Annotated in this window: 15 protein-coding genes and 3 pseudogenes; 12 read left to right on the forward strand and 6 right to left on the reverse strand. The window is 63.0% G+C overall.

Annotation, left to right across the window (positions count from 1 at the left end):
• Positions 1-70: 70 nt before the first annotated feature.
• Together HU806_RS04410 and hemN are read left to right on the forward strand one after the other, a co-directional pair.
• Complete coding sequence (locus tag HU806_RS04410; protein ID WP_186610157.1) at positions 71-1426, forward strand: oxygen-independent coproporphyrinogen III oxidase; 1356 nt, start codon at positions 71-73, stop codon at positions 1424-1426.
• Positions 1423-2810: pseudogene (hemN, locus tag HU806_RS04415) on the forward strand (oxygen-independent coproporphyrinogen III oxidase). The gene HU806_RS04410 and the pseudogene hemN overlap by 4 nt, the downstream one beginning before the upstream one ends.
• 270 nt (positions 2811-3080) lie before the next feature.
• Here the strand turns inward: hemN and HU806_RS04420 are convergent.
• Positions 3081-5738 carry an excinuclease ABC subunit UvrA gene (locus HU806_RS04420; protein WP_186610159.1) on the reverse strand — a complete coding sequence of 886 codons (2658 nt, stop codon included), beginning with the start codon at positions 5736-5738 and terminating at the stop codon, positions 3081-3083.
• 183 nt (positions 5739-5921) lie between these two features.
• Here HU806_RS04420 and HU806_RS04425 point away from each other — a divergent pair, with 183 nt between their 5' ends.
• A complete protein-coding gene (locus HU806_RS04425; RefSeq protein ID WP_186610161.1) occupies positions 5922-7400 on the forward strand; it encodes a hypothetical protein in 1479 nt (492 codons plus the stop codon).
• Positions 7401-7534: 134 nt separating this feature from the next.
• Here HU806_RS04425 and HU806_RS04430 read toward each other — a convergent pair.
• Together HU806_RS04430 and HU806_RS04435 are read right to left on the reverse strand one after the other, a co-directional pair.
• Positions 7535-7770 (reverse strand): annotated as a pseudogene (locus HU806_RS04430) (cytochrome D1 domain-containing protein); the annotation flags it as partial.
• Positions 7771-7807: 37 nt separating this feature from the next.
• Entirely contained in the window at positions 7808-8320 is a 513-nt protein-coding gene (locus HU806_RS04435) for a hypothetical protein (protein ID WP_186610166.1), read from the reverse strand.
• A gap of 485 nt (positions 8321-8805) precedes the next feature.
• Here HU806_RS04435 and HU806_RS04440 point away from each other — a divergent pair, with 485 nt between their 5' ends.
• On the forward strand, positions 8806-9996 hold the full coding sequence (locus HU806_RS04440; protein WP_186610174.1) for an NnrS family protein: 1191 nt from the start codon (positions 8806-8808) through the stop codon (positions 9994-9996).
• Positions 9997-10021: 25 nt separating this feature from the next.
• Positions 10022-10459: a CopD family copper resistance protein gene (locus HU806_RS04445; protein WP_186610176.1), complete on the forward strand. Its 438-nt coding sequence runs from the start codon at positions 10022-10024 to the stop codon at positions 10457-10459.
• A gap of 89 nt (positions 10460-10548) precedes the next feature.
• Here HU806_RS04445 and ytfE read toward each other — a convergent pair whose 3' ends face one another.
• Complete coding sequence (gene ytfE / locus HU806_RS04450; RefSeq protein WP_186610178.1) at positions 10549-11223, reverse strand: iron-sulfur cluster repair protein YtfE; 675 nt, start codon at positions 11221-11223, stop codon at positions 10549-10551.
• A gap of 160 nt (positions 11224-11383) precedes the next feature.
• On the opposite strand from ytfE, the gene norR reads away from it, so the two are divergent.
• The 7 genes and pseudogenes from norR (at position 11384) to ubiT (ending at position 17981) form a co-directional block, all read left to right on the forward strand.
• The gene (gene norR / locus HU806_RS04455) at positions 11384-12904 is read left to right on the forward strand and encodes a nitric oxide reductase transcriptional regulator NorR (protein WP_186610180.1); all 1521 of its coding nucleotides are present in this window, start codon (positions 11384-11386) and stop codon (positions 12902-12904) included.
• Between the two features lie 114 nt (positions 12905-13018).
• Positions 13019-13665: pseudogene (gene pdxH, locus HU806_RS04460) on the forward strand (pyridoxamine 5'-phosphate oxidase).
• A gap of 88 nt (positions 13666-13753) precedes the next feature.
• A complete protein-coding gene (gene moaB / locus HU806_RS04465) occupies positions 13754-14308 on the forward strand; it encodes a molybdenum cofactor biosynthesis protein B (protein WP_186610188.1) in 555 nt (184 codons plus the stop codon).
• On the forward strand, positions 14305-15540 hold the full coding sequence (locus HU806_RS04470) for a molybdopterin molybdotransferase MoeA (RefSeq protein WP_186610190.1): 1236 nt from the start codon (positions 14305-14307) through the stop codon (positions 15538-15540). Before moaB ends, HU806_RS04470 begins: the two co-directional genes overlap by 4 nt.
• 80 nt (positions 15541-15620) lie before the next feature.
• The gene (gene ubiU / locus HU806_RS04475; protein WP_186610192.1) at positions 15621-16616 is read left to right on the forward strand and encodes a ubiquinone anaerobic biosynthesis protein UbiU; all 996 of its coding nucleotides are present in this window, start codon (positions 15621-15623) and stop codon (positions 16614-16616) included.
• A 10-nt stretch (positions 16617-16626) separates the two neighbouring features.
• Positions 16627-17517: a U32 family peptidase gene (locus HU806_RS04480; RefSeq protein ID WP_186610194.1), complete on the forward strand. Its 891-nt coding sequence runs from the start codon at positions 16627-16629 to the stop codon at positions 17515-17517.
• Positions 17511-17981: a ubiquinone anaerobic biosynthesis accessory factor UbiT gene (ubiT, locus tag HU806_RS04485; protein ID WP_186610203.1), complete on the forward strand. Its 471-nt coding sequence runs from the start codon at positions 17511-17513 to the stop codon at positions 17979-17981. The genes HU806_RS04480 and ubiT overlap by 7 nt, the downstream gene beginning before the upstream one ends.
• A 12-nt stretch (positions 17982-17993) precedes the next feature.
• On the opposite strand, the gene HU806_RS04490 is transcribed toward ubiT, so the two are convergent.
• The gene (locus HU806_RS04490) at positions 17994-18344 is read right to left on the reverse strand and encodes an MmcQ/YjbR family DNA-binding protein (RefSeq protein WP_186610209.1); all 351 of its coding nucleotides are present in this window, start codon (positions 18342-18344) and stop codon (positions 17994-17996) included.
• Positions 18341-19249 (reverse strand): LysR substrate-binding domain-containing protein, encoded by a 909-nt coding sequence (locus HU806_RS04495; protein ID WP_186610215.1) that lies wholly within the window; start codon positions 19247-19249, stop codon positions 18341-18343. The genes HU806_RS04490 and HU806_RS04495 overlap by 4 nt, the downstream gene beginning before the upstream one ends.
• Positions 19250-19263 lie beyond the last annotated feature (14 nt).

Raw genomic sequence — 19263 nt, forward strand, 5'->3', positions numbered from 1 at the left:
TTGATACAGGTCAAGGTGGCCGCGTGGGATAAGCCCGACACTGTTGTCGCGCAGCCACTCGGAGATTGTCATGTTCGACCTGTTTCATATCCTCGATGAGTCTGCGCCAGCGGTTGCGCAGGTGAATTGCCCGATCGGTGCGCGTAAATTCCACCCAGGCATCGGCTCGCTCGACCTGCTCAGGGGGTTACGCTCCAGCCGCCAAAAGCGCCGGCCCCTGTCGCTGACGGTGCATTTGCCGTCGCGCTTGAGGTTAGCCTCCTGCTCGACCCTGGCCAGCGTGTGCCAATGCGGGGAAATCGACGGCTATCTGCAGCGCCTGACCTATGAGATGGGCCTGGTTGCCTGTCACCTGGGCTCGGGGCGGCGGGTCGAGCAGTTCTGCCTGACCGGCGGAACGCCGGTGATTACGCACCTGCAAAGGTTGATGAGCGACCTGCGCAAGCGTTTCGATTTCTGCGAAAGCGGTGACCACAGCATCGAAGTCGACTTGCACCATACCGACTGGTCGACCATGGGGCTGATCCGTGACCAGGGTTTCACCCATGTCAGCATCGGCGTTCCGGACATCGGGCGCGACAGCGAGTTGTCCATCGATTGCTACCAGAACCCAGCCCCGATCCACTCGCTGATCGATGCGGCGCGGACCTTTGGTTTTCGCTCGATCAACATTGACTTGGGCTACGGTCATGCCTGGCAGACTCCCCAGAGTTTCGCCCAGAAACTGGCCACATTGATCGAGCTGGAACCGGATCGCCTCTACGTCTTCGATTACGCCCGCGCGCCTTATCGCTACCGTTCCAACAACGCCGGAGGGGCCGCAGCCTTTTGCAGCGAGACCGACAAGGGCGCGATGCGTCGCAGTTGCTGCGAACAACTGCTCGAGGCCGGTTACCACTACATCGGCCTGGGGCAGTTTGTCCGGGCTGACGATGACCTGGCGGTCGCCCAGGAACATGGACGCCTGCATCGCAACTGCCAGGGTTTCACCCGTCACGGTTGTTGCGATCATGTGGGATTCGGCTTGTCGGCCATCACCCAGATCGAGCACCTGTACGTGCAGAACACCGACGACCTCCTCCAGTACTGCCAGCAACTCGATGCCGGGCAATTGCCGGTGTGCCGTGGCTGGCGTTGCGAGGCGCAGGACTTGATCAGGGCCACGGTCACCGAACAGTTGTCGTGTGACCTGGAGCTGGATATCCCAGCGGTCGAAAGGCGTTTCGGCCTGGTGTTTCGCGAGTATTTCGCAGGCGTCTGGCCTTTGTTGGAACAGTTGCACGTTCAGGGATTGATCGAGCTGTCGAGCCGTTTCATCGGCATCCTGCCCGCTGGGCGCCTGAGCGTAGACGCGATCTGCAACCTGTTCGACCCGGAACTTGCGGGCGCGGGCCTACACTATTTTGAAAAGTTGAAGTCTTCATGAACGCAGCCACCGGTTTCAATCGCACTCTGGTCGAAAAATACGATCGCCCGGGACCTCGCTATACGTCCTATCCCACCGCGCCGCAATTTCACCAAGCGTTCGCCCTGGATGAATACCGCCAGGCGGCCCGACGCAGCCACCAGGCGCAGGTGCCCAAGCCGCTCTCGGTGTATATCCATATCCCGTTCTGCCAGAGCCTTTGCTACTACTGCGCCTGCAACAAGATCATCACGCGCAAGACCCATCGCGCCGCCGAGTATCTGTCGTACCTCAAGCGCGAGATCGCCTTGCAAGCCGCCTTGTTCGAGCGCTCGCGCAAGTTGACCCAACTGCACCTGGGCGGAGGCACGCCGACTTACCTGAGCCATGAGCAACTGGCTGACCTGATGGACTGCCTGCACGAATCATTCGACATGGACGACAGTGACGACCATGAGTTTTCCATTGAGGTCGATCCCCGCACGATAGATGCCGGACAGATCCAAGGCTTGCTTCGCTTGGCTTCAACCGCCTGAGCTTCGGCATCCAGGATTTCGATGCGCAAGTGCAGGCCGCGGTCAATCGGGTGCAAAGCGAGGCCCAGGTCGGCGAGCTGGTAGAGGCGGCCCGGCTGGCTCGATTCAAGTCGATCAGCGTCGATCTGATCTACGGCCTGCCGCTGCAGACCCTGGCCAGTTTCGATGCCACCTTGAGCAAGATCATCGCCTTGCGCCCTGACCGGATCGCCGCGTACAGCTACGCGCACCTGCCGCAACGGGTGAGGGCGCAACGGATGATCCGGCCCGAAGACATGCCGCCACCCGAACGCAAGCTGGAACTGCTGGAACTGACCATCAACCGCCTGACCGCGGCCGGTTACGTCTACATCGGCATGGATCACTTCGCCTTGCCGGACGACGAACTGGTGCGTGCCCGTTCCCGGGGGACCTTGCAGCGTAATTTTCAGGGCTATTCCACCCATGCAGACTGCGACCTGATTGGCCTGGGCGTGTCTTCAATCGGCAAGGTCGGTGACAGCTATAACCAGAACGTCAAGGAGCTTTCCCAATACTACGCGTGGCTGGACCAGGGCTTGTTGCCGGTGCAACGGGGTTACCACCTGAGCGATGACGACCGCTTGCGGCGCGAAGTGATCAGCGAATTGATGTGCCACGGGCGGATTGATTTCGGTCGGATCGAAGCGGATCACGGCATCCACTTTGTCGAGTACTTCGTTGACGCGCTGGAGCGGCTCGAGGAATTGGTGGGCGATGGATTATTGGCGATCCATGAGGACTCGCTGGTGTTGTTGCCCCAGGGGCAACTGATGATGCGCAACGTGGCCATGGCGTTCGATGCGTACCTGGCGGGGGAGCAGACGGTGCAGTATTCGCGCACTGTTTGAGAAGCTACTGAGTAGCACTTGTGGCGAGGGGATTTAGCGAAACGTCGCACCACAAGAGAGTGCTATGCCGATTGGTGGGAGTCTGTCAGCAACATGCTTTCCCGAGGATACGCAGGGTTCTGGGGCACAGGCTTCTGTGGCGAGGGAGCTTGCTCCCGCTCGGCTGCGCAGCGGTCGTAAACCCGGCTGGCAGGGTTCACCTGTTGCACCGTGGTGGCTGGTTTTGGGGCGGCTGCGCCACTCAGCGGGAGCTAGCTCCCTCGCCACGGTTCAGTGTTTCGGCTGCAAAGCCCTCGCCAGAAACGGCGCCGTGCGGCTTTCCCGACACGCCGCGACCACCTGCGGCGCGCCGCAGACCACGACTTTGCCGCCCTGCGTCCCCGCACCCGGGCCAATGTCGATGACCCAGTCGCTCTGGGCCACGACGCGCATGTCATGCTCGACCACCACCACGCTGTGGCCTTCGTCCACCAGACGGTTCAATTGCACCAGCAAGCGATCGACGTCCTGGGGATGCAAGCCGTTGGTAGGCTCGTCCAGCACGTATAACGTCGCGCCGCGGGCCTTGCGTTGCAGTTCCGTTGTCAGTTTGATCCGCTGGGCCTCGCCGCCGGACAGCTCGGTGGCCGGTTGGCCGAGGCGCAGATAGCCCAGGCCAATGTCATGCAGCACTTGCAACGAGCGCCGCGCCGATGCTTGGCCGGCGAAGACCTCGAGCGCCTGGTCCACGGTCAGTTGCAGCACTTGGGCGATGTTCAAGCCCTGCCAAATTACCTCCAGGGTCTGCGGGTTGTAGCGGGCGCCATGGCACGTAGGGCAGGGGGCGTACACGCTCGGCATGAACAACAACTCCACGCTGACGAAACCTTCGCCTTCACAGGTTTCGCAGCGGCCTTTGGCGACGTTGAAGGAAAACCGTCCGGCATCGAATCCCAGCGCTGTTGCCTGTTCGGTAGCGGCGAAGAGTTTGCGCACGTGGTCGAACAGTCCGGTGTAGGTGGCGAGGTTGGAGCGGGGCGTGCGGCCGATGGGTTTCTGGTCGACCTGGACCAGTCGCTTGATCGCATCGAGCCCGGCGGTGACATGGCCGCCGCTGGTTTGCACGGGTTCGTCTTCCAGGCTTTGTTCATCGGTCTCGGCGGTGGGGCCGGCCTGGCCCAGGTGGGCGCCTATCAGGTCAAGCAAGGCCTGGCTGACGAGGCTGGATTTACCCGAGCCCGAAATGCCGGTCACCGCGGTGAAACAACCGAGGGGAAAGGCCGCGTTCAGATTCTCGAGGTTGTTGCGGGTGATCCCTTCCAGGCGCAGCCAAGCCCTGGGTTCACGCGGGGGGCTCGCGGCGACGCCACTTGGCGAGAAAAGATAGGCTCGGGTCCGGGACTCAGGCAATTGATCAAGGCCTTCAGGTGGCCCGCTGTAGAGGATTTTTCCGCCTTGCTCACCCGCATCGGGACCGACGTCGATGAGCCAGTCGGCGCGGCGCATGGTGTCCAGGTCGTGCTCGACCACGAACACCGAATTGCCCGCCGCCTTCAGGCGCTGCAAGGCGCCGAACAACGCTTCGCTGTCGGCAGGGTGCAAGCCGGCGGAGGGTTCATCCAGCACGTAGATCACGCCGAACAATTGGGAGTTGAGCTGGGTGGCCAGGCGCAGGCGCTGCAGTTCACCGGAGGACAGCGTCGGCGTGCTGCGCTCCAAGGCCAGGTAGCCGAGGCCGAGGTCGATCAGCGTGACGATCCGCTCCAGCAGCTCAGCGGCGATGCGCTGGGCGGCCAGGCGTTTTTCCAGGGACAGGTTGGGCGTGTGGCGCGCGTCCGGCCCGCCCGCGTGGGGATTTTCGCCCCGGGCGGCACGTTGCTCGCGGGCTTCGCGGGTCTGGTGGTGGCTGAGGACATCGCCCGGTTCTTCAGGCTGGCGCAGGTAGTCGGGCGCGGCGACACCCTTGAGCACTTCGGCCAACTCCAGCAATGGCAGGTGCGACAGTTCGGCGATGTCCAGGCCGGCGAACGTCACCCTCAGCGCCTGGTGCTTGAGGCGTTTGCCCTCGCACGCCGGGCAGGGGCTGGCGCGCATGTATTGCGCCACGCGCTTGCGCATCTGGGCGCTTTGCGAATGCATGAAAGTGTGCAGCAGGTAGCGCCGGGCGCCGCTGAACGTGCCCTGGTAGCTGGGTTCGAGCTTGCGCTTGAGCGCTTCGCGGGTCTGGGCCGGGGTGAGCCCGGCGTACACCGGGACGGTCGGCGTTTCTTCGGTGAACAGGATCCAGTCGCGCTGTCTCCTTGGCAGGTCGCGCCAGGGAATGTCGACGTCATAACCCAGGGTCACCAGGATGTCCCGCAGGTTCTGGCCTTGCCACGCCATCGGCCAGGCCGCCACCGCGCGTTCGCGAATGGTCAACGAAGGATCGGGCACCATGGACGCTTCAGTCACCTCATAGACCCGTCCCAAACCGTGGCACTGCGTGCAGGCACCCTGCGGCGTGTTGGGCGAGAAGTCTTCGGCGTACAGCATCGGTTGGTCGGCCGGGTAGCTGCCAGCACGGGAATAGAGCATGCGGATCAGGCTCGACAAGGTGGTGACACTGCCCACCGAGGAGCGCGCGCTGGGCGTGCCGCGTTGCTGCTGCAAGGCCACCGCTGGCGGCAGGCCTTCGATGCTGTCCACGTCCGGCACGCCCACCTGGTCGATCAGGCGCCGCGCGTAGGGCGCGACCGATTCGAAATAGCGCCGCTGGGCTTCGGCATAAAGCGTGGAGAACGCCAGTGACGACTTGCCGGAACCCGACACGCCGGTAAACACCACTAGTGCATCGCGAGGGATGTCGACGTCGACATTCTTGAGGTTGTGTTCGCGGGCGCCTCGCACCCGGACGAACCCAGTGCTTGCAGGCAATGAAGCGGTTGATTCGGGGCCGATGCGAGCGGGCATTGAGCGTTCCTTGTGTGCGTCGGTGCAATGCGCTGGGGCGTTCAGGTTGGGCGAGTTGAACTGGATCACAGCGCTGACAATTATGCGACCGGGTTCATGCTTTGCCGTGCGATAAAAATTTACTCCAGGCGAAAGAGATGAGAAAAGCTCTGCAGATTTTTTCCCATGGATACGGACCCCCTCATGCCTCGATCCAAAGTGTTCTCCACGCTGTTTGTCGCGCTGCTGGCCGGTGCGGCGCTCTGGTACATCTGGATGATTGTCAGCGCCAAGCTGGAACTGGGCGGCGACAGTCCCGACCAGCAGCAGGTGGGCGCGGTGAAGGACACCCGGTTGCGAGCGATGGGGCAGTATTGCACGGGCGTGACGGTGACCCCGCAGGGAACCTGGCTGGTGGCGCGCTTGGAGAGGGAGGCGAAAGAGCTTGAACCGTCCGCGGACGTCGTGGACCTGGATGCGGTGGTCCATGGCAAGTCAGATGAGTCTGAAGCACCGGAGCAGCCCGGGATTTTTGCCAGTTCGCTCTCTCACGCTGACAGGGAAACCACCTTCATTTCCCGCCTCGACGCCCAAGGGCAATTCCAACTCGTGGCGCATGTCAGCGGCAGCGCCTGTCTGGTGGCCAACCCCGACGGGAGCAGTGTGTTCCTGCTCACGGGCCTTCGTCGTCCTGAAACCGCGAACGCCCACCAGACCCGCCAGACCGTGGTGCTTCGCAGTGATGATCAAGGCCAGCGCTGGACCTGGCTGACCAAGGGCTGGTTTCCCGAGGTCGAGTCGCTGGCCTGGAGCCTGGCCCCGTATTTCCACGGTTTGAATGAAGTCTGGGCGGTCGGGACGCCGGACGCCGTGGATGAATACGGTGATGAAGAGAAGCCGAGTGCCGTCTCCACCGGCGTCTTTTACTCCGCCGATCGCGGTGCGAACAGCTCGCCAATAATGGCCCGCGAGTCGCTGTTGGTGTCCGCCGAATATGCCCACGGCAAACGCCCTGACATCACCGATTGGAGCACTAACGCAGGCACACATGGCGAAACCCGGACCCATGTCCTGCAGCTTGATACACAGACGGCATTTATCTGGGTATCCCAGCGTTTCTGGGGAGGCCATCCGGACGGCGCGAGCCACAATATCGCGGTGAACGTCACGACACGGGCCCGGTTGCAAGCCAAGGCAGGGCAGTGGCAGGTGATCGACGTGCAGCGTGACGACAATCTTTTTGTCAGCAAACTGCTGCAGTACGACGCCGGGCGGGTGGTTGGGCTGATTGACCTGGGAGACCGTGGGCAAGATGTTGTTGCCGAACTGGACACCGCCGCACTCAGTTGGAAGCCCTTGAGCGACCTGCCCAGCGTGTTTGCACCGCTGGCATCGGATACACAGGTTCGTGGTGGCAATTTCTGGATGGGGCAAAACACCCTGCTGATCAACACCACCAGCAACCACCAGCCGCCGCGCTGGCTCTACTTTGGGTCGAACGCGAACATCTCCGCCGACGCAGTGTTCTATTCCAACGATTGGGGCCGCTCCTGGCAACGCCTCTCCATCACAGGTTACTTGGGCATCCTCGGCTTCCAACCGGCGCAGGACCGCGTGATCTGGGCGCACGGCAATTGGTACGACAATAATGACGGACGCATCCATTCCTATGGGTTGCGCTAGGGATGGGTTGTTTGACCAATGCTTTAGCAAACACTCGCCACGGGTCAGTGCGAGGTTCCTTCGGCGAACTCGATCTTGTTGCCCTCGTTGTACTTGCCGGACGGCTTGTTCATCGGCAGGCGCTTGATCTCCTTGCCCACCAGCACCCAGCGACCATCCTTGCTCACCGTCAGGTTCCGAGTATTGAGTCCGGCCCGGACCTCGGCGATCAGTTCGAGGTTACGCAGGTCGTACAGGCTGATCCAGCCGTCCCGGGAGGCGAAATAGACGAAGCGTCCGTCCGGCGAAACTTCGGCCCGCCATGCACGGCAAAATGCGAGGCGAAACGCGCCAGGACTTCGAAACGGTCGCCGTCAACGATGTCGACATGAGCAAGTGCTTGACGTCAGGCGACCGTTCGTGAGTTTCTATTTTTTAACGGGCAATTCCACAACCCTGATGTTATCGATGTCTATCTTACGGGAGGACGCATGGTTCTCAAGCGAGCCATGCGCGCCGATCAAGACAGGGGTCATCCTGTCACGGGCGTAGTAAAGGCTAGATAAAGGAAATTGGAGCCACTCGTCCACTGGAGTTCTCTCATCTATTAAAGTACGGGAATAGCCCAGCGGTACTTCTCCTGAAGCCATGAGATATATCCGTATTGCTTCTCCCTGCTCCGGCCAATGAACGCGGTAGTCGAAAGATATACTAAACATCCCGTCCTGCTGCCCTTCGCCAGAAAAGAAAAACATCTTGGCGAGAGAAGCAGAAATCTCAAACTCTTCTTGGGGGTATTTCGCTTTCAGCCTGCCGGACCAGAAAGTATTCTTGCCTGTTGGGGTGTCTTCCTCTTCGAGTGTCCCATCCAGAGATCCAAGATCATTTTCCCAGCCGTGCCTTCCATCTTCGAAATCGACTAAATCATCCACATTTTCCATCTTTGTTTTCTCCGGTCACAAGCGCTTTTGACCCTGCCCGTGGAGCCGGACATTGGAGATCGCAGCGCCACCTGATTGGGCGCCACAAATGGCGGGTGGTCTACTGTCAGGACTGACAGGTCGACGTCAATATCCGACAAAAGGTGCTGATGTTTTCGCAACACGGAATCCCCTCTGGCCTCGATCCGTTCGTCAAGTTTGATCGCCAATTGAGTGTTATCGCTGTGCCGGTTGAGAAAGCGGCGGTGCGGGTCGGCGGGTGGTCAATCCAAGCGTTTGCGCAATGGCTTCTGGCCTCTTCATGGGCAAGCCCGGCTCCCACAATGATCCCGTTCGGCAAGCCCCTTGCAAGTGCCTGTTCGAGACGGGAGGTCGCCGACGCGCTGGCTTGATCTGAGACAAGGCCTGCCGGCGTCGATAGCCGATCATTCGAACCCTGGTTTGTCGTACCTCGCTGACGGTTCAGCGAGGCAAAGGAGTGGTGTATGCAATTGCTTGACCGTCGCAAGGCCATGGCCATCGCGCCGCTGTGGCGCCTGGCGTTTCGGCCGTTCTTTCTGGCCGGTTGCGTGCTAGCGCTGCTGGCCATTCCTTTTTGGCTCGCCGCGTTTACCGGGCGCTTGTCGGCCTGGCAACCGGCCGGCGGCTGGCTGGCCTGGCACCGTCATGAGTTGTTGTTCGGTTTCGGCCTGGCGATCATCGCCGGATTCCTGCTGACGGCGGTGCAGACCTGGACGGGCAGCCCAGGGCTCAGCGGCAAGCGCTTGGCCGCACTGGCGTTGCTGTGGCTGGGCGCGCGGCTGGCCTGGCTGGCCGATGCGCCCTGGCCTTTGCTGATGGCGTTGGAAATGGGTTTTGCCTTGGCCGTGGCAGCACTGATGGGCCTGACGTTGTGGCGCGCGCGGCAGCAACGCAATTACCCGATCGTGCTGGTATTGCTGCTGTTGGCCGCCGCTGATGGTTTGTCGGTGTACGGCCTGGTACAGCACGACGAAGGCCTGCAGCGTCAAAGCGTGCTCACCGGCCTGTGGCTGGTAGCGGCGCTGATGGGGTTGATTGGCGGGCGGGTGATTCCGTTCTTTACCCAGCGTGGCCTCGGTCGGGTCGACGGTGTGGCCCCTTGGCCGTGGCTCGACCGCCTGTTGCTGGCGGGTTCGGCGCTGGTGGCGTTGCTCTATGCCTTCGGTCCGGCATTGTCGGCCAGCGTCTGGGTCGGCCTGTTGTTCACCGCGTTGGCGGTTGGGCACGGGATTCGTCTGGTGCGCTGGCATGACCGGGACTTGTGGCGGGTGCCGCTGTTGTGGTCGTTGCACCTGGCCTACGCTTGGCTGGCCGTGGCGTGCCTGGGCATGGCGTTGTGGCACTTCGGCGCGCCGCTGAACCCGAGCCTGGCGGTGCATGCCTTGACCATCGGCGCCATGGCCGGACTGATCCTGGCGATGATCGCCCGCGTCAGCCTCGGCCATACCGGGCGTCCACTCGAGCCGCCGACGGGCATGACGCTGGCCTTCATCCTCTTGAACCTGGCGTGTTTCAGTCGGGTGCTACTGGGGTTGCTCTTGCCGCTGCCCGCGCTTTGGCTGGCGGGCCTGTGCTGGTTATTGGCGTTTGGCCTGTACGCCTGGCGTTATGGCCCGATGTTGCTGCAGGCGCGGGTGGATGGGCATCCTGGATGAATCGGCCGCACGGAGATGATCGATAATGTACGGGGTCTTGCTGGTCGCGCATCTATTGGCGGCCATCGCCTTCATTGGCACGCTGTTTTTCGAGGTGATCATCTGGCAGGCCGCTCGCCGGCCGCTGGCGCAGGACACCCGCGAGGCTGCCGACCAAGCGATCGCCAAGCGTTCACGGCATGTACTGCATGGCGTCGTGCTTGTGCTGTACGGCGCCGGCATCGGCCTGGCCTGGCACCATCGCGGCGCCTTGGCGCAGCCGCTGGACAGCAGTTTCGGCCTGCTGCTGAGTTTCAAGATCCTGCTAGCCCTGAGCATCGTCGGGCATTACGTCTGGCTGGCCTATTGGCTCAAGCGCGGCCGGTTGACGCCGAACCGGGGCTGTTGGCTGCGGCGTAGTATCCTCGGGCACATGCTACTGATCGTGGTGTTGGCAAAGGGGATGTTCTACTGGCAGTTTTGAACACCTGGTTTTGAACCCCTGGTTTTGAACCCCTGGTTGTGAACCCCTGATTGTGAACACCGCAACCGGTACGGCTGCGGTGTTTTCAATCAATGCACTGGCTTCATCGCATTGACAAACAGCACATTGTTTTCCAGATGAATATGCTGCATCAGGTCATCCCGCAGCTCCACCAGCCCGCGATACAGCGCGCGCCAGGTGTTGCAGGCGTCGGCCGGTGGAGTGATCTGGTCGGTGAGGGCGAGCATGGTTTCCAAGGCTTCACCGTGCTGGTCGTGTTCGTAGCGCAGCACCTGGATCGGCGCCGAGGCTCGCTCGCCCAGGCCCTGTTGCAACATCGGGAACAGCACTTGTTCTTCCTTGAGCATGTGGCCTTCAAGCTCCTGGTACAGGTCTGCCAAATGGTCGGCCAAACCGTTGGGGCAACTGGGCCGCGCGCCATGCACCCGCTCGACACGCCGGGCCAGGCGGATCAGTTCTGGCAGTTGTTCGCGATGGCGGGCGTGGTAGCGTTCGAGGATGTGGGCGATCAACCGCGACTGAGGCTCGTTGCGCCAGTCGTGGCCCAGCTCGCCAGCAGCTTGCAGGGTGCGCAGGGCGTCGGCGATCAGCAGGGGGTTCAGACCTTTTCCCAGTGCGGCTTCGCGCAGGGTCTTTTGTCCGCCGCAACAGAAGTCGAGGTTGTAGTGATGAAAAGTCCGGGTAGCGCCGGGAATATCGCAGGCCAGTTGGCCGAGGCTTTGTTCAAGTAGGTCGAGGCTCATCATGTTTCCTTGGGTTGAATCCCGGAAGGGACAGATGAACGGGCATTGCAGTCGCCGTGCCAGGGTTCAACTGCTTGAAAGTAAATAGATAAATTCATGACAAGGTGATTTTCACCTTGGCTGCGAGGGGTCAAACGAACCCTGGAGGGTCATCACTACCATGCTGCGTGAAAGCCTGGCCGCCGACCTGATTGTCGAGCTGCCCAATGCCGTGCGATTGCAGCGCCTGGTGCAGACCCTGCGCGAATATTTCAACAGTGGCGCCGTCGGTTTGCTCCGTCTGGACGACGACAGCCTCCGGCCCGTGGCGACCGTGGGCCTGGTGCACGAAGCGCTGGGCCGTCGGTTCGTGATCGCCCAGCACCCGCGCCTGGCGGCGATCATGGCATCGCGTGAGCCGACCTGGTTCGAACCCGACAGCCGCCTGCCGGACCCTTACGACGGCCTGCTCGATCACCACGTCGGCGAGCCGTTGCCGGTGCACGATTGCATGGGCGTGAGCCTCTATGTGGAAGGACGCCTGTGGGGGGCGATCACCCTGGATGCATTGCACGCCGGCACCTTCGACAGCCGCGCCCGGGAGGAACTCAAGCGCTGTACGTTGCAGATCGAGGCGGCGCTGCGGGTCACCCGGCTGGAGCAGGAGAACCGCAGCCTGCGGGCGTCGCGCAGCGACCAGACGGACCTGCGCCTGCCAGCCGAGGAGGGCGAGATCCTCGGGCGCAGCGAGGGTTTGCAGCAATTGCTCAACGAACTGGACGTCTTGGCCGATTCCGAACTGCCCGTGCTGTTGCTGGGCGAGACCGGGGTTGGCAAAGAATTGTTTGCCCGCCGCTTGCATCGTCTTTCCCGGCGCGGGCACAAGCCTTTGGTGCAGGTCAATTGCGCGGCGTTACCCGAGTCCCTGGCCGAAAGTGAATTGTTCGGCCACGTCAAAGGCGCGTTTTCCGGAGCGACGACCGACCGCGCCGGGCGCTTCGACGCGGCCAACGGTGGCACGCTGTTTCTCGATGAAGTAGGCGAATTGCCGTTGACCGTGCAAGCCAAGTTGCTTCGTACCTTGCAGAACGGAGAGATCCAGCGCCTGGGGGCGGACAAGCCATTGCACGTTGACGTACGGATCATCGCCGCGACCAACCGGCACCTGCCCGACAGCATTCGCGACGGGCTGTTTCGGGCCGATCTGTACCACCGGTTATCGGTCTATCCAGTGCCAATCCCGCCGCTGCGCGAGCGCGGCCACGATGTGTTGATACTGGCCGGGCACTTCCTCGAACTTAACCGCACGCGATTGGGCTTGCGCGGGCTGCGCCTGTCGCCAGCCGCCGAGCAGGCGCTGCTGGCCTACACCTGGCCCGGTAACGTGCGGGAGCTGGAGCACGTGATCAGCCGAGCGGCGTTGAAACAACTGAGCCGTGGCGCCAGTCGCAGCCTGATCATGACCCTGGAGCCGCAAGTGCTCGACTTGGACGTCAATGCCAGCACGGCCACGGTCTGCGCACCGCAGGAATCGCTTGACGCCCCGTTGCGGCCCTTGAGCGCGACGGTCGACGACTGCCAGCGGCAAGCCATCTTCAAGGCCTTGGAGCGCTGCGGCCAGAACTGGGCGGGGGCCGCGCGGCTGTTGGAGATCGACCCAAGCAACCTGCATAAACTGGCGCGGCGGTTGGGGCTCAAGTAGCGCCAGCACAACCGTATTGTCACTTCGATGCAACAACCGGCATTGACAACGATCAAGGCCAGCGAACGCTGCCGACACCACACTGGGGCCAAACCCACAGTGGAGACATCGTTCATGCCCCTTTCCCTGGCCAACATGCGCCGCCAGTACACCCGTGACGGGCTGGACGAAGCCCAGGCACCGGAGAATCCCCTGATCCTGTTCAGTCTCTGGATGCAACAGGCCCGCGAGACCGAAAGCCCTCCGGTGGAAGCCACAGCATGGCCCTGGCGACGGTGGACGAGCAGGGGCGACCGCATTGCCGGATCCTGTTGCTCAAGGGCTTCGGCGAAGAAGGTTTCTCGTTCTTCGGCAACTATGACAGCGGCAAGGGGCGGGACCTGGCGACCCATCCTTGGGCCGCCATGACGTTTTTCTGGCCGGGCCTTGAGCGACAGGTACGCGTCGAAGGGCAGGTCCATAAGCTTGACCCGACGCTGTCGGACGCCTACTTCCGTTCCCGCTCCGTCGCCAGTCGCCTGGGGGCCTGGGCTTCGCCGCAAAGCCGTGCACTGGACAATCGTGCCGCGTTGGAGGCTTTGCTGGCGCAAGTCGGACAGCGTTTCGCCGGGCAACCGGTTCCGCGTCCCGCGCATTGGGGCGGCTATTGCCTGCAGCCCGAGCGACTTGAATTCTGGCAGGGCCGCGCTGACCGCCTGCATGACCGTCTCGACTATCGGTTGCACGGCGGCCTTTGGCAGCGCAGTCGCCTGGCGCCCTGAGCACCGAGGGAGGTACCTCCATGGAGGAATAGGCCCGGCACCGATTGCGGTTCAGGCTGGGCCATCTTTTCTGACAGGACGGCTGATCATGGCCCATCTGACGCAACGCCTTTTCCAACCGCTGAATATCGCGGTGCTGACCATCAGCGACACCCGTACCTTCGCCACCGATACTTCGGGCCAGACCCTGGCGGATCTGCTGCAAACCGCCGGTCATGTACTGATCGACCGAGGGCTGGTGAAGGACGACATCTATCAAATCCGCGCGCGGGTTTCGCAGTGGATCGCCGACCCCAAGGTGCAGGTGGTCCTAATGACCGGCGGCACCGGCTTCACCCCGCGCGACAATACGCCGCAAGCGGTGGCGCCATTGCTCGACAAGCATGTCGATGGCTTCGGCGAACTGTTCCGTCAGGTGTCGTTGGCTGAGATCGGCATGTCCACCCTGCAGTCCCGTGCCTTGGCGGGCGTGAGTAACGGTGTCCTGGTGTGTTGCCTGCCGGGCTCTCCGGGCGCGTGCCGGACCGGTTGGGGGCAGATCCTGGCCGGGCAATTGGACAGCCGCACCGGGCCGTGCAATTTCACCCCGCACCTCAAGCCGCAGGACGGTGTCGCTCCGACAGCCTGCGAGACACGCGCATGAGCGGCGGCGTGTGTGACAGCGGCATGTTGACGCCGGTGGACGAAGCGATCCGGCATCTGCTTGACCAGGCGCCGCCGCCACCGCCGGTGCAACGGGTGGTTTTGGATCAGGCCTTGGCGCGGGTGCTGGCCAGCGATGTCTTGTGTCCCATGAATCTGCCGGCTTGGGACAACAGTGCGATGGACGGCTACGCCGTGCGGGCCGCTGACCTGCCGGCTGGCGGTGGATACCTGATGTTGGCCGGAAGGATCGCCGCGGGCGATGGGCCGGGCGAGCCACTCCAGGCGGGGCAGGCCGTGCGTATCTTCACCGGTGCGCCGTTGCCGCCGGGCGCCGATACGGTCGTGCCGCAGGAAAGCTGTCGGGTCGATGACGGGCATATCTGGTTGCCGGCGGCCAATCGCGGCGACCATGTTCGCGAGGAAGGCGAAGAGCTGCGCCGGGGCGATCGCTTGCTCGGCGTCGGCACTCGCTTGCGTGCCCAGGAGCTGGGGTTGCTGGCCGGCGCGGGCATCGCCCGGGTGGAAATTTTTCGTCCGTTGCAGGTGGGCTTGCTCAGCAGCGGCGACGAGTTGCGTGAACCGGGAGCGCCATTGGCGCCGGGACAGATCTACAACAGCAACCGTCATAGCCTGGCGGCGTTGTTGCGCGGGTGGGGCTTTGAGGTTCATGACCTTGGTGTCATGCCTGACCAGCTGTTGGCCAGTCAACGAGCGTTGCGCCTGGCCGCAGCCGAATGCGACGTGCTGATCACCTCGGGCGGCGTATCGGTGGGCGAGGAGGACCATCTCAAGCACGCCATCGAGGCCTTGGGGCATCTCGACCTCTGGCGCCTGGCAATCCAGCCGGGCAAACCCCTGGCGTTCGGTGACGTTGAAGGCAAGCCGTGGATCGGCCTGCCGGGCAACCCCTCGGCGGCGCTGATCACCGCACTGGTTGTCCTGCGTCCGTTCCTGTTCCGCGCCCAGGGCATGCGCGACGTGTTGCCCGTGCCGTTGCAGGTACCCGCCGGGTTTGACTGGCTCAAGCGCAACCACCGTCGGCAGTATCTGCGGGCCAGGTTGGTTCCCGGTGCAGACGGACACCTGTGCGTCGAACTGCATCCCCAGCAAAGCTCGGCGATGCTGACGGCCGCGTGCTGGGCCGATGGGCTGGCGGTGGTGGAGCGTGAGGCGCAACTGCACAAGCACGACCAGGTGATGTACTTGCCGTTCACGAGCCTGATGCATTGACGGCAATTGACCTCCGTCAAGGTCACCGCCGCCGGGCTGGCTAGACTGGCGGCGCTTGCGTTTTCTGATGAGGATGCCCCATGCAACTGGTTTGCCCGGCAGGGAATCTGCCAGCCCTCAAAGCGGCGGTGCGCCAAGGCGCCGATGCCGTCTATGTCGGCTTTCGCGATGACACCAATGCCCGGCATTTCGCCGGGTTGAACATGGATGACAAACAGTTCGACGCGGCGGTTGCGCACATCCGCCAGCATCAACGCAAACTCTACGTGGCGGTCAATACATACCCGCAACCCAAGGGCTGGGAGCGCTGGCAGCGCGCCGTGGATCGCGCCGCCGATTTCGGCGTGGATGCGCTCATCGCCGCGGACCCCGGCGTGCTCGGCTACGCCAGCCAACGACACCCACGGCTGGCGCTGCACCTCTCGGTACAAGGCTCGGCAACCCACGCGGCGGCCCTGGCGTTTTACGCCCAGCGCTACGGCATCCGCCGCGCCGTGCTGCCGCGTGTGCTGTCCCTGGCCCAGGTGCGGCAGGTGGCGGCGGGCAGTCCGGTGCCGATTGAAGTCTTCGGTTTTGGCAGCCTGTGCATCATGGCCGAAGGTCGCTGTCACTTGTCTTCCTACGTGACCGGCGAATCGCCGAACCTCTGCGGCGTCTGCTCGCCGGCCAAAGCGGTGCGCTGGAGCGAGGACGCCCAAGGGCTGAGCGCGCGCTTGAGCGAGGTGCTGATCGACCGCTACACCCCCGCAGAACCGGCCGGCTACCCGACCCTGTGCAAGGGGCGTTTCCTGGTGGGCGGCAAGCGCTTCCATGCGCTGGAAGAACCCACCAGCCTCGACACGCTGGACCTGCTGCCGGAACTGGCGGCCATCGGCGTCGAGGCGGTGAAAATCGAAGGTCGCCAGCGCAGCCCGGCCTACGTCGAGCAAGTGACCCGGGTCTGGCGCGCCGCGCTGGATGCGCACCAGGCCGCGCCCCAGCGCTTCCGGGTTCGCGAAGAATGGCGCCAGGTGTTGGCCGGTCTGTCCGAGGGCAGCCAGACCACATTGGGTGCCTACCACCGTTCATGGCAATGAGGGAGGCCAGATGAAACTCAGCCTGGGACCGGTCCTGTTCTATTGGGACAAAGCGCAACTGGGAAACTTCTACGCCGAGATGTCGGCCTTGCCGCTGGATGTGATTTACCTGGGGGAAACCGTCTGTTCGAAGCGTCGGGCATTCTCCCTGGACCAATGGCTGGGCTTGGGCCGTGAGCTGCAACAGTGCAGCCAGGCGCAGATTGTGTTGTCGAGTTTGACGCTGATCGAAGCGGCTTCGGAACTGTCCACCCTGCGTCGTTTATGTGACAACGGCGAGTTGCTGGTGGAAGCCAACGACATGGGCGCGGTGCAGTTCATGGCCGAGCGCAAGCTGCCCTTTGTCGGCGGGCCGGCGTTGAATCTGTACAACGGCCACGCCCTGGCGCAGTTGCTCGACAGCGGCATGATCCGCTGGGTGCCGCCGGTGGAGTGTTCGGCGGCGCTGATCGGCGATGTGCTGGAGCAGGTGCGTGAGATGGATCGGAAGGTGCCCGAGGTGGAAATCTTCGCCTACGGCCATCTGCCCTTGGCCTATTCGGCGCGCTGCTTTACCGCCCGAGCCGAAAACCGGCCGAAGGACGACTGCCAGTTCTGTTGCATCAACTACCCCGACGGACTGGCGCTGAGCAGCCAGGAAGGACAATTGTTGTTCACCTTGAACGGCATTCAGACGATGTCCGGCGAGGTGACGAACCTGTTGGCCGATTACAACGCGCTGCTGGCAAGTGGCGCCGATGTGCTGCGCCTGAGTCCGAGGGCACAGGGCATGGACGAGGTGGTCAGAGCGTTCGACAAAGTCCGTCAGGGCGAAGCGCCACCGCTGTTCGTCGATGGTTGCAACGGGTACTGGCACGGCCACGCTGGCATGCTGAAAGTCGAGGAGGCGGGCCTGTGTTAAATCCGAAAAAATGGCTGCTCAAGGGCGCCGACCGCTTGTTGCCGCTGGTGGGCAAGGTGCCGTTCCTGGTGCAACGCCTGGCCTTGCAGCAGGCGCTCAACCGTTGCTTGGCCGAACCGCTGCGCGATGGCGGTTTCGACGTGCTGCACGGGCGCTGGCTGTGCCTGCGGGTATCGGACCTGAAATTGTGCTGGTTCCTGACGTTGGCCCACGATGGGCTGCGCATCGCCGAGCGGGCCGACGCCCAGGTCAGCATCAGCGGCAATTGGCGCGAATTCCTGCTATTGGCCAGCCGTCAGGAAGACCCCGACACCTTGTTCTTCCGCAGGCGACTGGTCATTGAAGGCGACACCGAACTGGGCCTGGCGCTGAAGAACCTGATCGACAGCCTCGACCCGGACGTCTTGCCACCGTGGCTATGGCGCAATCTGGAGCGGGCAGGAAAGGGCTTGGCGACGGTCTGATGACCGCCCCGTCTACAACAGCAACCCAACCTGCGTGCGCTTGGGCAACTTGCTGACCACCAGTTGATGAGAGCGTTGCAGCAAACCACGCAACTCGTCGGCGCCCAGCGGGTAGGGGACCTGCATGATGATCCATTGCGCACGCGCCAGATAAGGCGCCGGGTGAATGCCCGGGCGGTCGCAATGGCCGAGGAACAGGTCCTTGTCGACCTTGAACGCCAATGAGTCGCCCCGCAGGTTTTGCAGGGCGAACATTTTGTTTGCGGCGACGGAAAACACCCGCACGCCGCCCCACTTGTAGTCTTCCCTGGCGCCTGGCAAGCCCAGGCAAAACCGTGCGACGTCCTCTTCGCTCAAACTCATATCGTTTTGTCCCCGCATTGTTCAAAAGCCGCCACCAGATGATCGATCCAGGCGCGCACCGCCGGCAGCATACCGCGCCGGTGAGGATAGACTGCCAGGAGCCAGCCATCGGGCGATGACCATCCGGGCAACAACTCCACCAACCTGCCGTCAAGCAACTCCTGCTCGCAATACATGCTCGGCAGCAAAGTAATGCCCAGGCCGGCGAGGGCGCAGGCGCGGCGCACGATGAAATCGTCGATGCCCAGGCGTGCTTCCAGGGCCAGTTCGGTACTTTGCCCGCTGCGGTCGAGCAGGCGCAGATGAACCAGTCGATCGGCGTCCAGTGCCCCTAGCACCGGCAGTTGCTTGAGGTCGTCCGGGGTTTCGATTTGCCGTCCTTCGACGAGTGCCGGGCTGGCGACCAGAGTCAGTCGGGCCTGGCGCAGGCGGCGGGTCATCAGCAGCGGGTCTTCGTCGCCCACATCGCGCACGCGCAACGCCACGTCGATGCCTTCGCCAATCAGGTCCACGCGCCGATTGAGCAGGGTCATCTCCAACTGGACCAAGGGATATTTCGCCAGGAAGGTTTCGATGATCAGGGGCAGGAATTGATGAGCCAGCCCCACCGGGCTCGACACTCGCAATCGCCCACGGGGTTCGCTGGACATGCTCGCCACCGCCTCGTCAGCCATCTCGGCTTCGAGCAACATGGCCTGGCAATGGCTCAGGTAGCGTTCGCCCACTGCCGTCAGCTTCAACTGGCGAGTGGTACGTTGCAGCAGGCGGGCGCCGAGGCGTTCTTCCAACTCGGCGATACGCCGTGACAGGCGCGACTTGGGGATGCCCAGCAAGCGCCCGGCGGCCGCGAAGCCACCGGCTTCGACCACCTTGGCGAAGTAGTACAGATCGTTGAGGTCTTGCATATTGATTTCGATTG

The sequence above is a fragment of the Pseudomonas sp. SWRI154 genome (genome assembly GCF_014268645.1).
In the GTDB taxonomy this organism is placed as follows: domain Bacteria; phylum Pseudomonadota; class Gammaproteobacteria; order Pseudomonadales; family Pseudomonadaceae; genus Aquipseudomonas; species Aquipseudomonas marvdashtae.